The sequence below is a fragment of the [Bacillus] selenitireducens MLS10 genome (genome assembly GCF_000093085.1).
Lineage (GTDB): Bacteria > Bacillota > Bacilli > Bacillales > Salisediminibacteriaceae > Salisediminibacterium > Salisediminibacterium selenitireducens.
This window is the reverse complement of sequence record NC_014219.1, coordinates 1723113-1737271: the sequence shown is the minus strand read 5'-3', so window position 1 is coordinate 1737271 and position 14159 is coordinate 1723113. Positions and strand designations below refer to the sequence as shown.

Here is a 14159-nt window from a genome sequence, read left to right as displayed (position 1 = left end):
TTCGCAGATATCAATCGATTCAGCCTCGATCCGTTACTGCCTGTTTATTTCTCCATGCCTTTGGCACATATACACAGTAAGGTTCACTTTCCATGTAATCACCTGTTATTGCGAATGCTCTGGACCTCGATCCTCCACAAACCTGTTTGTATTCACATACGCCGCATTTTCCTTTATACGCATCAGGCGAACGAAGTTCTTGCAAAACCGGTGATTCCCTGTATATCTCCGGCAGTGATTGCTCACTGACATTCCCCACTTTAACCGGAAGAAGACCACTCGGATACACATCCCCTATGTGAGATACAAACACAAACCCGTTCCCATCATTCACACCCTTAGGAGCCCGTCCGAGCCCATCAACCGTCCCTGTTTTCCCTGAGCGCAAAACATCTTGATAGTCAGGCTGCTCATCTGCATGCAACTGCGCTTCCCGCTCTTTTTCCTGTAATACGACTCTCCTGTAATGCTGTGCTGCGGTTGTCTTGATATCGAAAGAAGCTGTTTTTGATAATTTGTATAACCATCTCATGACCTTCTCATGTTCTACAGGTGAGATCATATCGCCCTCTTCCCCGCGACCAGTAGGCACAAGAAAAAACACACTCCAAAGTACACAGCCCAATTCCTCGACTTTTGCAGCCATCTCATCAAGACAGTCAATATTGTATCTCGATATCACTGTATTAATCTGAACCGGTAGCTCAAGTTCATGCAGATAGGAAATCGCGTCGGTTGTAAGCTGATAAGAACCTTCCGTTCCGCGAAAATGATCATGAATGGCTGCATTCGGCCCATCCAGACTGAAAGCCCACCTCGACAAGCCTACTTCCTTTGCCTTTTTCATTGCTTCGAGCGTCACATTCGGTGTCGCCGACGGAGTCATCGAAACCCTGATTCCCCGACTGATTGCATAAGAAGCAATATCAAACACATCCTCCCGCATAAGCGGATCGCCTCCGGTAAAGACGAGCATGGGATTATTCATGTCCTTAAACGTATCAATGAGCGCTTTTCCTTCGTCGAAAGACAGCTCACGCGGATCCCGGGTATATTGGGCTTCTGCACGGCAATGCAGGCATTTCAGTTCACACGCTCTTGTTAACTCCCAAATGACAATAAACGGATCTCGTTCATAATTCACAGGAAATTTCATGAATAATACCTCCAGTTTCAAGTTCCATACGTTCTCTCAATCATAACTGTGAACATGCAGTTTGGACATAGATTTGCAGGAATTGTCGATAAAATGTACAATTTATCAACACCGATGTGACACAGATCACAGTCTATCTTATTCAACGAAAAAACCGTCCATTCTCCTTTAAAGAGAACGGACGGTTTTCACCTTATAACTTATTCAATGAAACCATGCTTATTTGATGAATGATTGGAAAGCCAGGGACACATTGTGCCCACCAAATCCAAGAGAGTTACTGAGAACAGCGCCCACTTCTGCTTTTCTCGCCCCCTCGGTCACATAATCAAGGTCGCACTCGGGATCTTTATTGCCGTAGTTCATTGTTGGGGGAAGAATCTGTTCTGTCAGTGCTTTCACCGAAAAGATTGCTTCAATTGCACCAGCAGCACCGAGGAGATGCCCTGTCATCGATTTTGTCGAGCTGACAGGTGTGGACGCTGCATGTTCGGCAAATACAGATTTTATAGCTTGCGTCTCATACATATCATTATACTCAGTACTCGTTCCGTGGGCATTGATATAATCAATGTCTTCAGGATGTAAACCGGCATCGGTAAGCGCGATCTTCATGGCTCTTGCAGCACCCTCACCTTCAGGGGCAGGAGCTGTCACATGATAGGCATCGCCTGTTGCTCCGTAGCCGACGATTTCAGCATAAATATGTGCCCCTCTTGCCAAAGCTGAATCCAGGGATTCAAGGATCAGGATACCTGCCCCTTCAGCCATGACAAATCCGTCTCGTTCTTTATCGAACGGTCTGCTTGCCGACGAAGGATCGGAATTTGTGGACATCGCTTTTGCTGCAGAAAATCCGGCGAGCGCCATTTCCGTAATCGGGGCTTCGGCTCCTCCCGTAATCATCGCATCTGCATCGCCGCGTTGAATCACTTTGAACGCGTCACCAATGGAGTTTGCACCTGACGCACAGGCTGTTACAGAGCAGGAATTAATCCCCTTCGCTCCAAGCTTAATCGACACCTGACCCGAAGCCATATCAGGGATCAGCATCGGTACAAAGAAAGGAGATACCCTTCTTTGTCCGCGTTCTCTGTATAAATTCGTCTGTTTCTCATACGTCTCCATACCGCCAATGCCTGAACCGATCCAAACACCGATCCGTTCCGCATTATCACTGGTAATTGTTAAATCAGCATCTTTGACAGCAGCTTCGGCAGCAACCACTGCAAACTGGGTGAAGCGATCCATCTTTCGTGCTTCTTTACCTTCCATGTAATCTTGCGGGTTAAAATCTTTCACTTCCCCTGTCACACTCGTTGGAAACAACTCAGGGTCAATTCTTGTCATTGTTGCAATACCGGACCGCCCCTGGACGATCCCGGACCATGTAGTTGATACATCATGCCCAAGAGGGTTTACGGTTCCCATACCAGTAATCACTACTCGATTTTTTTTCATTGTTGAATCGCTCCTCGTTTGAATTGAATTATTTACCCCAAACCATGGCGACTGCACCCCATACAAGACCGGCTCCAAATCCGACCATAACAAGCGTGTCACCATCTTTGATTTTATTCTCTGACAACTCATGAGCCAACGAAAGAGGAATGGAAGCAGAAGACGTGTTTCCATATCGGTCAACCGTATGTGACATGCGCTCTAGAGGGAGATCAAGACGCTGCCTGGCCGCTTCCATGATCCGGATATTGGCCTGGTGAGGGATCAGAAAGTCTACATCATCTTTTGTAAGACCGGCTTTCTCCACCACATGAAGCGAGGATTCACCCATTTGACGAACGGCAAACTTAAATACTTCGCGGCCGTTCATTTTTATATAATCGTCCAGGCGAATATGATCGCCACCTGTACCGTCCGATCCAAGTTCAAAAGAGAGTATGCCCTTGTCGTCACTGACAGGCCCCATTACAACCGCTCCTGAGCCGTCTCCAAAGAGGACTGCCGTATTCCGGTCATTCCAATCTATAAATTTCGAGAGCTTTTCTGTACCGATCACAAGAATATGACGGTAATCCCCCGTCTCAATAAACTGTTTCGCAGTAATCATCCCATACATAAAGCCTGCACATGCAGCACTGATATCCATCGATGCAGCATTCACAGCGCCGAGTTCCTTTTGCACCATCGCGGATACAGTAGGAAATGCCTGATCAGGCGTCACCGTTGCAACCAGAATCAAATCCAGCTCATCCGCTTCGATATCTGCATCCTTCATTGCTTCTTTAGCCGCTGCAATACTCATATGTGACGTATCAATATGGTCTTCTGCAATACGTCTTTCGACAATACCGGTTCGTGAACGGATCCATTCATCATTTGTATCCAGCGTCTTCTCCAAATCCTTATTCGTTATAATCTGCTCCGGCACGTAAGTACCAATTCCCCAAATTCCAGCTCGCATCCGGCGCACCTGCCTTTACTTCTATTTTATATCACCTATAATTATGACCTAGTAATAAAAAAATTGCAAGATGAAATTCCATACAAAAAGCACCGTTCATCTGAACGGCGCCTGAGCGTTGAAACGGCTAAGTGAGCCGTCAACGTATGCTGTTACATATGATCATTCAGCACCTGCATGAGTTCATCAAACATTTCATCCACGCGGCTTTTCAACTGTTCTTCCTGCTTCGTCTTTGCTTCATGCTTGGAAAGTTCCTCACAGGTCGATAAAAATTCATCCACCTTTTTAGTACCAAGCTGTGCCATCGCCACATAAGACAAAAGCTTAATATTCGGCTTATCCTCCTGATGAAAAAGCGGCACAAGAGGTTCTAGGTTCTCAAGCGCTTCCTGATAATCTCTTTCGTGAACGGCCTCATAACCTTTGACCATTCTCTCGGCAAATTTACGCATCGCCTTTTCCTGATCCTGATTCATTGTAAAAAACTCCTTTAATCATTACCTCTTTCATGTGGGAGTTCACCGGTGTCTGTATAGTGATCGATATGTTCCTCAAGCCAGTTGATCACGTCATCTGGAACAGCACTTCCGTATTCACCCATTGAAATGGCATTTTCCTGAAAATCAAAATACAGGTTTCCGGTATTCAGTTCATCCCGTTTAAATTCTTCAATCGTATACTCATAGACGGCACCGACCTGCTGAACGGTACTCGTCAAAATGACCTGTTCACCGAGATCAATCTGATCTCCAACATAGCCGATTGCCTTTAGCCCTGACGCCTTTATTTCTTCAACGACCTCAACATGAAACCCGTCCCCTGCCGGATAATAGATATCCACACCGGACTGTTCCATCAGTCTGAAATAAGCAAGTGCCCGACTCACATCCGTCCAGGACTCTGTAAATTCAATGATTACCTTAATATCATTACCTTTGTTGAACTCTGCTCCTTCTGCAAATCCCCTCACTTCAGGCTGAAAAGGAAACGCTGCAATGGCACCGATTTTACCCGCTTCAGACATCTCGCTTGCCAGCATTCCTGCAAAATAGCCCATTGCATAGCCTTCGAAATGCAATCCGGTCAGGTTATCCCCCTGAAGATGTGCATTCAATCCTACGAAATGGGTATCGGGATGCTGATCAGCCACCTCGGTAAATACCGACTCATACATATGGCTGTGTCCAATAATCATATCGACTTCCTCATTGGTAAGCTCCTCCACACTTTGGCGGATTGACGATGGTGCATGAATATTTTCTTTGACGATAAAGGTCACGTCATGTTCGGACTGCAGTCTCAAAATAGACTGATAGGCTTCCTGGTTCCATCCCTGATCGTCAACATTATGAGACAGGAGAAGTCCCACTTTGAGATCATCAACACTTTGGACCGGGTTCGAACAACCCGCAGTTGCTGTCATGAAGAGCAGAATAACGATTCCTTGTGCGAAAACAGTGAATTGCTTCATCTTTTCACCCCGACCTGGTTGACCAGTGACACTGGTACGTGTAGTATTTCCCGTCTGACTACTCTATTTTACGTCAACGACCCACCACTTAACGACCTCGCGGTCTGTTTGAAGTGGGGGCTTGTGACTACCCAATAGTGCGAACGGTCTTGCGACCTCCTATCTTAGCATGGTGTCACATCGGGGCAGGTTGACAGCTGCCCAACCACCCGAATCATGTTCGGGCAGTTTCTTCAACGATGTACGCAATTCCTTTTCGTTGAAGGTTCATCGCACCGATACGATCATCATTGGATGTGTACTGGCACGTTTGACAACAGAACGTGTGCGTCTTTTTGTTTCGGTTCGCTTTTTCCGTATGCCCGCATTTCGGACACGTCTGCGACGTGTATCCAGGATCAACGGCAATGCCCAAAGCACCTGTTTTCTGTGCTTTGTATGCAATCTTTTGACGAAGATCATTGAACGACCACGAAACGGTCTGATAACGGTCTTTGACACGTACTTTCTCTGTGGCGTTTCGGACACCCGTTAAATCTTCCATTACAAACAGGGTGTCTTTTCCGTACTGTTCAACGAGTGCCTTACTGATGCAGTAATTGATGTTCTGCATCCAACGGTTTTCTCGCTGTCCGATCTTCTTTAATTTTCTACGGGCAGACGGCGTTTGCTTTTGTTGAAGTTCTTTACGCATCTGTTTGTACTTGGCACGTTTATGCTTGATCTGTTTGCCATTAAAGAAGCGTGTTTGTCCGTTTGAGTCATACGTTGTGGCGGTGAAGTTCACGCCCATATCAATGCCGACAACTTGATTGATGTTATCGAGATTCGCTTCTTGAACGTCCTTTGATACAGGGATATGGAGAAACCATTTGCCGTATTTATGAACCAATTTTGCCGTGCCAAACGTCCACGTACCGTCAAAGTATGGTTCAAGTCCTTCCGTGTAGAAAGGCACTTTGATTCTGCCTTCCAGTGTGTTGACTGAGAACAAGCCTTTCGTCAGTGAATAATCTCGGTTAAAAACGAGGTCAAACTGCGGTTTCTTAAACTGTACTTGTGATCGTTCGTGACCGTTGCTCTGATTCGTTTTGTATGTTGCGATCACCGTCTTTAAGGCCGACTGTGCCATTTGTGATTTCAAGCCGAACGTGGAACGAAGTTCTCTGTAAGTTCGCTTATGGAGTTTTGCTTGTACAAGCGTATTTTCATCGAATACCACTTCCGACACAGCGTTGCAAGCATCCCGATAAGCATGTGCAGTTTTACGGAGTGTATCTTCTTGCTCGACAGTCGGTACGATTTTCGTTTTTGCTGTTAAAGTCAATTTCATTATATTCACCGCCTTCCACTGATTTTATTATGCAATTTCATTAGTGAAAATACAAGGAGAAGGGTGGAAGGCAAGGTGTTGGCTTTCGCCAATGGCAATTCCTCCCCCACCTGCACTTACGCTAAAAGGTGGGGGAGGAATTGCCAAAAAAAGATGAAAAAACGTTTTATTTCACTGTTTCCATTCATTTATGTCAACCTGATCCGATAAAACAGCCATTCTCCAAGAAATCCTGCCAGCACGGAACCTGCCACAAGAACTCCATCGGGTACGTCAGTGAATGTGCGTAACAGTATATAAACCATAATGGTGACAACCGAAAATACCAACAGCCCGGATACCATTCTGTTCAAATCCTCACCCCCAAACGAACATTACAACCCCGATAAAAAAAGCAATCGAGTTCATTATTTCCACAACTCCTATTTTAACAGGGCGGTCAAGCACCTGTTCATCCAGGGTCAGTGTCTTTATGAAGGTGATTATCCCAACCACGACCAGCGGCATCGAGGCAAAAACATAAAAAAAGAGAATGAGCAAAATATGGTACCCTTTCCCAATTCTCTTAAAAAGCACGTTGCGCTTCTCCCGTATTAATCCCTTCACATGAAACACGCTCCCGCAGAAAAAAACAAAATTAAAAAGGACAATCAGAACAATCATTTCGGTAACCGGTTCACCCCCGAGCTGCCAAGCCAGAAATCCAAGCCCGGACAGACCGGCAATTGCGCATGCATCATTAATTAAGAGCCGCTCTTTTTTCATTTTTGCGAAAAGTACATTCATCATAAAGAATGGGATAATGAAAAGACTGATCTTGAGAATTTCCGTGTATGCTGCCAGATATGGGATGGTAAAAATCAATCCTATAGACAGATAGACGATGAACGAGGGCCAACCGTCATTGATCGACGGTTGCTTGATCCAGGTCAGAAGCGGTGCCTGTGTGAGATAGACAAAAAAGATCCCCATGAAGAACCACACATGATGTATCGAAACTCCGACTGCCGCTGCAGCTGTCCAATAAGGTACAATGAGCATCGCCCATGCCCCGTGTTCTCTTGGAATATACCATTTCATACGTCATCATTCCTCTGCTCAGTAATGGCTGTCGCCCTGCATTCAGTGTATCACTTTAGCACCGCAAGTCTGTGATCCGAATCACAATGGTCATGTGAAAAAGCAGCCACCCGCTTTGGTGACTGCCTGCTGGCCATTACATGGTACAAATATCAATGGGACAACTCCCGCAATGCAAAATGTCTTTCATATACTCCAGATCATGTATGAGGATTCTGCTCTTTTCCATGGTCAGGATGCCATTCTGTTTCAGATCCATTATCATCCGGTTCACGTTCTCCCTCGTAGATCCGGCGTAATCGGCTAAATCCTGATGGGTCAACGGCGTTTTGATTAATATCCCCCGTTCAGTCTCCTGTCCATAAGAATGGGCAAAACGAATCAGTGTCGAATAGAGAGCCCCTTGCTTTCCGGAAAGTATCAGGTCGCGGAACTTGGCCTGTGTGGACTGTGTCTGTATCGAACACCAGCTCATTAAAGCAATCGCCAGCTGCTGGTCCTGTAAAAACAGATTCCTCATCTCCTGAATCGACAACACAGAAATTTCTGAAGCTGTGACTGCCTCAGCGGTCATCGAAGAAGCCGTATCATCAAACAGCATTCCCTCGCTGATCAAATCACCGTTCTGCTTTAAAAACAATGTAAATGTCTTTCCTTCCGCTGTCTGTTTACTCAGTTTCACCTGTCCCCTGACGATGATATACACCTCATGGAGCTGCGAACCCTCTTCAAAGAGGATCTCTCCTGCAATAACCTTTCTCGTCGTTCCATGTTCGAGAATGCTGTTACGAGACTCCTCTGACAGCGTATCCAAAAATGATTGGGCAGACGGTTTTCCAACAGACATTTGATTCATGTTATCCCTTCTCTCAGATGATGTTCAATCTCACTCGGCTGCCATCAGTCACCATGAATAAATGCAATCTCCTCTTTTTCCTGATCGTAGTCCACATGAAAGTCTGTGTCATCAAAATACCAGATATCTTTCCGTTCCACATAAAAACGGATTCCTTTTTCCGTAACTTCCGCCGCTGCATCATCGGCCTCTTTGACCGTAAGCCCAATTGAAAATCCCTTTTGAAAATTTGCATCTCCGCCATAACGCACAAAAAACTGCACTTCATCACCACTGGTGACGTCCATTTCCTGTTCAAACCATGCTGCTGCTTCTTTTGATATCGTCATTTTCATCGTCAGAGACCCCCTCTAATGCCACTGTAACACAGTTCAGTTATGAACCGGTTTTAACACGCTTCTATACAGTTCCGTAAAACCGTTCAGATGACACAGTTCTGGACACCGCAGTTGTCGCAGCTTAATATGTCACGGAAAAACTGAACATCCCTGATATGATAATAGCGGTATGATTTATCGAGCACTCCTTTTCGTCGCCATTTACTGATAATCCGGCTGACGGTTTCTCTCGATATACCCAGATGTCTTGCAATATCCTGAACAGCAAACACCTGCTTGATAACAATACCGTCAGGCATATCTTTGCCGTACATGTTCGCAGCACGGATAAAAAAGGACGCCACAGCCCCCTCTGAACCGAATGCCAAATAATCACGCAGCTTGGCCTTGGAAGCCTCGAGAGATTCTGCAATCCATTTCGTAAACTCGAGACCAATTCTGCCGTTATCAATAATGATGCGTTCCATATTTTCTTTTTCGATGTAAAACACGTCTGTATCCATCATAGCCTGTGCAGAATTCGAATAGGTTTCACCGCTGAAAATCCCGATTTCTCCAATGGAATCGAGTTCTCCCCGGATAAACACCGTAATTTCTTTATCCGGATCAAGCTCTTTAAACACCCGGACAGAGCCTTTAGATATAAAAAATAACCTGTCTGAAGGCTGCCCCTCTTTAAAGACATAAGACCCTTCTTCAAATGAAGCCTCCTTGGCATTTATCATTAATAAATCATAATCATGAGGCTGAAGTCGTGTCAAAAACGGTTTCATCTTTCATTCACCTCTTTAAGCATCCATTTAATACTCTCAGTATACAATAGACCAAGCTGAATATATATTGGAATTAATTGTTTTCATACATTATTCGCTACTTAATATATAGCGAATTTGATACAATGAAAGCAGTTACGAAATGGCAAGCAGCAGGAAAGGGTGTAGACAAAATATGTTTGAAGAACGAGCTCCAGTAAAAGTTATGGACGCAGTACAAATGGTAATGGCACACAGCAGAGAAGGAGAAGAAGAACGGGTTCATTTATCGGAAGCTGACGGCCGTTACCTCGCCGAAGATATCAAAGCCGATCATCCGATCCCCCCCTTCGACCGTTCACCTCTCGACGGGTTCGCCATACAGAGCCAGGATTCAAAAAATGCTTCATCAGAGAGTCCAGTCAAAATTGAAATTGTCGATACAGTCGGTGCAGGCCACACGTTTACCGGAAAGCTGAAACCAGGGCATGGTGTCCGCGTCATGACCGGCACAATCATGCCTGATGACTGTGATGCAGTCGTGATGTTTGAACTTGCCAACGACTATCAGGAAAACGGAAACAGCTATATCGACATAAAACGCCAATTTTCCCCTGGAGATTTCGTGTCCAAACAGGGCGAGGAAACTTCTGAGGGAGAAACTGTCATCAAAAAAGGGACGATCGTGACAGCCGGTGTGATCGCGGTCCTTGCCACCTTCGGCTATGAATATGTACCGGTGATTCGAAAACCCCGAATCGGCATTTTCGCAACGGGAACCGAACTGCTTGATGTAAATGAACCTCTCGAACCGGGGAAAATCAGAAACAGTAATGCGTATATGATAATCTCACAGGTCAGAAAAGCCGGTGGCGAACCCATGTATTTTGGCAAGCTGATGGACGATTTTGATCTTTGTTATGATGCGATTTCCTCGGCGCTTGAAGACGTGGACGCTCTCGTTACGACGGGTGGTGTATCCGTCGGCGATTTTGACTTTCTTCCGGCTATTTATGACAAGCTCGGAGCTGACGTTCTGTTTAATAAAATTGCCATGCGACCAGGCAGTGTGACGACCGTTGCCGTCTTTGACGGCAAACCGCTCTTTGGCCTTTCCGGTAATCCGTCCGCCTGTTTTGTCGGATTTGAACTTTACGCCCGACCTTGGGTCCGCCGGTTTATGAAATCTGAGAAACCGTATCTGCAGACGATCCGGGGCACGCTGACCGCTGATTTCCCAAAACCGAATCCATTCACCCGATTTATCCGAAGCCGGGTCAAATATGAAGGCAACCGTCTTTATGCGGAACCGATCGGCATGGATAAATCTCAGGTTGTCACATCACTTGCCTATTCAGATTGCCTGGTTGCCGTCCCGGGCGGTTCGAGAGGCTATACTTCCGGGGACGAAGTCGACATCCTGTTACTTGAGGCGGAAGGCAGCGCGATCCCTTTCAAAGATCCGGAAAAGCGAAAAGGGTGACTCAGGATGATCATTCATCAGATAACAGGCTTCACCAATTCAGGCAAAACGACAATCATGACAGAACTCATTGCCTATTTGAGTGATCTCGGATACCGGGTATGCACCATCAAACATCACGGTCACACCGATTCTCTCAAACCTGAATATGAACCGAAAGATTCCATGAAACACCGTAACGCCGGAGCAAAAGCATCTCTCGTATACAGTGACCAAAACGAACTGCAGCTTATTGCGGATCAGACACCTGAAAAATTGACACTTGAACAGCTCATTTCCTTGTACAGCGTCTTTCATTTCGATATCCTTTTAATTGAGGGGTATAAACATGCCGGATATCCGAAAACATTTGTCATGAGAGACCAGGACCGGAAAACGGGCCTGTCCGATTTCAAGCATGTAAAAGCAACGATTTCCCAAGGCCCCGCTGAACAGCCGGGAACCACACCTGTCTTTCAACGCGACCGATTGGATGAATACTTTGAGTGGTTTCTGAAATCCATCGTAAAGGAAGGTTCATCATGAGTGAAAAACTGTTTGAAATTACCACAGATCCTATTGATATCACAGCCGTAACCGGTAAAGTGGAAGACAGAAACGCAGGCGCTGTCAACGCGTTTATCGGAACTGTAAGAGAAATGACAAAAGGGAAAAAGACCCTGTTTCTGAAGTACGATGCATACGTCCCCATGGCTGAAAAGAAACTCGCCCAAATTGGAGACGAAATTCAAAACGATTATCCAGACGCAAAAGTGGCCATTACGCACCGGATCGGTTCACTCGACATCAAAGATATTGCGGTCGTCATTGCCGTAAGCACTCCGCACAGAAATGACGCGTTCACGGCCAGCCGCTATGCGATTGAGCGGATCAAAGAAATTGTTCCGATTTGGAAGAAAGAACATTGGGAAGACGGATCCGAGTGGATTGGCGATCAGTTGGAAAAGAAAGCTTATCCATCCGGAAAACCTGAAGAGGAGGACATGCATTCATGATACGTGTATTGTTATTTGCCGAATTGGAAGAACAGGTTGGACGACGAGAGCTTGAACTGCATAAAGATGAAATGAGTGTCGGTGCGATCCGGGACTGGGTCAAAGCACAGCATCCGGATCTTACGGGGATCGAGAAAGCCATGGCCGCCGTAAACGAAGATTATGCAGAGGAATCCACACTGGTTCATCATGACGATATCATTGCTTTCATCCCACCTGTCAGCGGAGGATAAACGAACAGCGGAATGTTCACAAAAGTTTCACGCCAACACCCGCTTAAACGTGAGCAAAATCACAGAATTTTGTCGCATAAGGATTTATAATAGACTGTGTAATCGTCACGCGACGATGCATAGCTTTACTTCCTTTTCAGTGAAGAACCCAATGTCATCCGGCCCTGATTTCCCCAAGATCAGGATGCTGCCAGATGACAGCGTGACAAACCCAAAACAATGCAAGAATTCAGTTCATTATGACCCCCAATCATGTGAACGGAAGCGAAACGCGGTGAAGGAATCCTTCACCGCGTTTTGTCTGCATTTATGGCCATTCGTTGATCATATACTCAATATCATCGACACTTGAATCCAATTCGAAATTCGATTCACCACTGTACATTCTGACAATCTGCCCTTCAGGACTGATCAGGTAAAAACGTACAGGATGCATGATATCACTCTGCTCAGGAAGCTCCATAATCTGAGCTTTAAAGGATTCCAAAGCAAGATCCTTAATCATATCAGGCTCATAACCGGTCAGAAAATCCCAGTTCGAGAAATCAGCTCCGTAGGATTCGCCATATTCCGTCAGCTGTTCCGGATCATCAAATTCCGGATCAACGGTAAACGACACAATCTGAAGATCCAGTCCCCTGTCATTGACTTCTTCCTGCAGGCTGACCATATTTGGCGTCATCACCATACAGACCGTCGGACATCGGGTAAAGATCGTCTTTGCAAGCCACCATTCTCCTTCATACGTTTCTTCCGTAACTTCCTCTCCGCTCTCATTTACGGCTTCAAACGGGACTATCTCCCAAGGCGTTTCTGCAGAAGTGACATCAATAACCGCCTCCGCCTGGCCTGATTCACTGACATCTTCGTAAAGAAAGCTGCACCCCGAAGCCATCATGAGTGCGCCGAGTAAAATCCAAACTTTCATCACCAACCAACCCCCTTTAAAAAACCTCTCATGCTCTCTCTGTCTCTGTTAAGCTTTTGGTGTTTCCGCTTCGTACATATCAAATTCCTGAATCGCAAGCTTTGGTGTCTCCTCGCGATCGCGCTTCATCCAAATCCGGAATGTATAGCCCATCGCCACACCGTAGGCAAGCTCCTGAATCACCTTCATCATTGCTCCGCCAAACTGCTGGTCATGATAGGTGCTGTTCAAGAGGGTCAAGGACTGTTCACCGGAAAAGACTTCATATGGAATATCTGCTCCGGGAGGCAGACAGTAAGCCATGGCTGTGGCCCAAACAGCGGGGTTTGTATATGTCGCATAGATCGCATCTCCTGCAAAAATGATCAGCACACAGGCCGGTGTAAACAGCACACCGCTTGCAAACATGTACCCGATTCTCTTCAGTTCGGACATATTGAACCTGGTTTGGATCCTTGGAATGATATGCCACCACATCAGCATCGCTGCAAGAAGCATCCCGATCTGATAGACATTATGAAAACCTTCATTGGTCATTAAATAATCAAAGGTAAACGGAAGATGATAAAACGAAAACAAAGCATTAAACAAAATCAGTCCGATTAACGGATAGCCGGCAACCATAAAGAAACCTTTGAGCAGCTTAAACTGTGTGAAAAACCGGAAAAACCAGGCCGGAATCCCGATCAAAAGAAGCGGCGGTGTGACAAGAAACACAATCGCCATACTGAGCATATGCATACTGAGCATAATGTGGCCCAGGACATATAACGGCCCGCCAAAACCGAGGTAAATCCCCAAAAGGCCGAGATGAAAATATACGATACGCCTCATCGGTACCGGTTTTCCTTCAGGAAACCAATGATAGTATTTACGTGCCAATGCCAAATAGATTACACTGATAACAGCCAGAACAAGGATCAGTTCCGGCGTCCAAATGGTTCGAGCCGTGAATGTTTCAAAAAATTGATTCATGATTTACCGCCCCAATCGATAAATTGTTCAAAAACAACACATATTATGTATGCGCGTGACTGTTTTATCCGTCACTGTTTTTCGTGATACACTGTATTTATACCATGAATTTGATGAAAATCACACCCGACAGA

16 protein-coding genes are annotated in these 14159 nt (G+C 45.7%); 4 read left to right on the top strand and 12 right to left on the bottom strand.

Going from position 1 to position 14159, the window contains the following annotated elements:
* Positions 1 to 19: 19 nt before the first annotated feature.
* From BSEL_RS07935 to BSEL_RS07890, 10 genes are all read right to left on the bottom strand, one after another.
* On the bottom strand, positions 20 to 1156 hold the full coding sequence (locus BSEL_RS07935; RefSeq protein ID WP_013172474.1) for a TIGR04053 family radical SAM/SPASM domain-containing protein: 1137 nt from the start codon (positions 1154 to 1156) through the stop codon (positions 20 to 22).
* A 219-nt stretch (positions 1157 to 1375) separates the two neighbouring features.
* Complete coding sequence (gene fabF, locus BSEL_RS07930; protein ID WP_013172473.1) at positions 1376 to 2617, bottom strand: beta-ketoacyl-ACP synthase II; 1242 nt, start codon at positions 2615 to 2617, stop codon at positions 1376 to 1378.
* 28 nt (positions 2618 to 2645) lie between these two features.
* Positions 2646 to 3578 (bottom strand): beta-ketoacyl-ACP synthase III, encoded by a 933-nt coding sequence (locus BSEL_RS07925; protein WP_013172472.1) that lies wholly within the window; start codon positions 3576 to 3578, stop codon positions 2646 to 2648.
* Between the two features lie 152 nt (positions 3579 to 3730).
* Complete coding sequence (locus tag BSEL_RS07920) at positions 3731 to 4057, bottom strand: hypothetical protein (protein WP_013172471.1); 327 nt, start codon at positions 4055 to 4057, stop codon at positions 3731 to 3733.
* Positions 4058 to 4071: 14 nt separating this feature from the next.
* Entirely contained in the window at positions 4072 to 5052 is a 981-nt protein-coding gene (locus BSEL_RS07915; RefSeq protein WP_013172470.1) for a BMP family ABC transporter substrate-binding protein, read from the bottom strand.
* 214 nt (positions 5053 to 5266) lie between these two features.
* Complete coding sequence (locus tag BSEL_RS07910) at positions 5267 to 6385, bottom strand: RNA-guided endonuclease InsQ/TnpB family protein (protein WP_013172469.1); 1119 nt, start codon at positions 6383 to 6385, stop codon at positions 5267 to 5269.
* Positions 6386 to 6742: 357 nt separating this feature from the next.
* On the bottom strand, positions 6743 to 7465 hold the full coding sequence (locus BSEL_RS07905) for a YwiC-like family protein (RefSeq protein WP_013172467.1): 723 nt from the start codon (positions 7463 to 7465) through the stop codon (positions 6743 to 6745).
* 136 nt (positions 7466 to 7601) lie between these two features.
* Positions 7602 to 8321 carry a Crp/Fnr family transcriptional regulator gene (locus BSEL_RS07900; RefSeq protein ID WP_013172466.1) on the bottom strand — a complete coding sequence of 240 codons (720 nt, stop codon included), beginning with the start codon at positions 8319 to 8321 and terminating at the stop codon, positions 7602 to 7604.
* A 44-nt stretch (positions 8322 to 8365) separates the two neighbouring features.
* Positions 8366 to 8656: a HesB/YadR/YfhF family protein gene (locus tag BSEL_RS07895; protein ID WP_013172465.1), complete on the bottom strand. Its 291-nt coding sequence runs from the start codon at positions 8654 to 8656 to the stop codon at positions 8366 to 8368.
* An 86-nt stretch (positions 8657 to 8742) separates the two neighbouring features.
* Positions 8743 to 9432, bottom strand: a complete 690-nt coding sequence (locus BSEL_RS07890; protein ID WP_013172464.1) for a Crp/Fnr family transcriptional regulator — start codon at positions 9430 to 9432, stop codon at positions 8743 to 8745.
* A gap of 175 nt (positions 9433 to 9607) precedes the next feature.
* Here BSEL_RS07890 and BSEL_RS07885 point away from each other — a divergent pair, with 175 nt between their 5' ends.
* The 4 genes from BSEL_RS07885 to moaD are packed head-to-tail and all read left to right on the top strand — an operon-like array spanning position 9608 to position 12122.
* Positions 9608 to 10894, top strand: coding sequence for a molybdopterin molybdotransferase MoeA (locus BSEL_RS07885; protein WP_013172463.1), 1287 nt, complete (start codon positions 9608 to 9610; stop codon positions 10892 to 10894).
* A 6-nt stretch (positions 10895 to 10900) separates the two neighbouring features.
* On the top strand, positions 10901 to 11419 hold the full coding sequence (gene mobB, locus BSEL_RS07880) for a molybdopterin-guanine dinucleotide biosynthesis protein B (RefSeq protein WP_013172462.1): 519 nt from the start codon (positions 10901 to 10903) through the stop codon (positions 11417 to 11419).
* On the top strand, positions 11416 to 11889 hold the full coding sequence (locus tag BSEL_RS07875) for a molybdenum cofactor biosynthesis protein MoaE (RefSeq protein WP_013172461.1): 474 nt from the start codon (positions 11416 to 11418) through the stop codon (positions 11887 to 11889). The genes mobB and BSEL_RS07875 overlap by 4 nt, the downstream gene beginning before the upstream one ends.
* Positions 11886 to 12122 (top strand): molybdopterin converting factor subunit 1, encoded by a 237-nt coding sequence (gene moaD / locus BSEL_RS07870; protein ID WP_013172460.1) that lies wholly within the window; start codon positions 11886 to 11888, stop codon positions 12120 to 12122. Before BSEL_RS07875 ends, moaD begins: the two co-directional genes overlap by 4 nt.
* Before the next feature lie 307 nt (positions 12123 to 12429).
* On the opposite strand, the gene BSEL_RS07865 is transcribed toward moaD, so the two are convergent.
* Together BSEL_RS07865 and ctaG are read right to left on the bottom strand one after the other, a co-directional pair.
* A complete protein-coding gene (locus tag BSEL_RS07865) occupies positions 12430 to 13050 on the bottom strand; it encodes an SCO family protein (RefSeq protein WP_013172459.1) in 621 nt (206 codons plus the stop codon).
* A gap of 48 nt (positions 13051 to 13098) precedes the next feature.
* The gene (gene ctaG, locus BSEL_RS07860) at positions 13099 to 14025 is read right to left on the bottom strand and encodes a cytochrome c oxidase assembly factor CtaG (RefSeq protein ID WP_013172458.1); all 927 of its coding nucleotides are present in this window, start codon (positions 14023 to 14025) and stop codon (positions 13099 to 13101) included.
* Between the last annotated feature and the right edge of the window lie 134 nt (positions 14026 to 14159).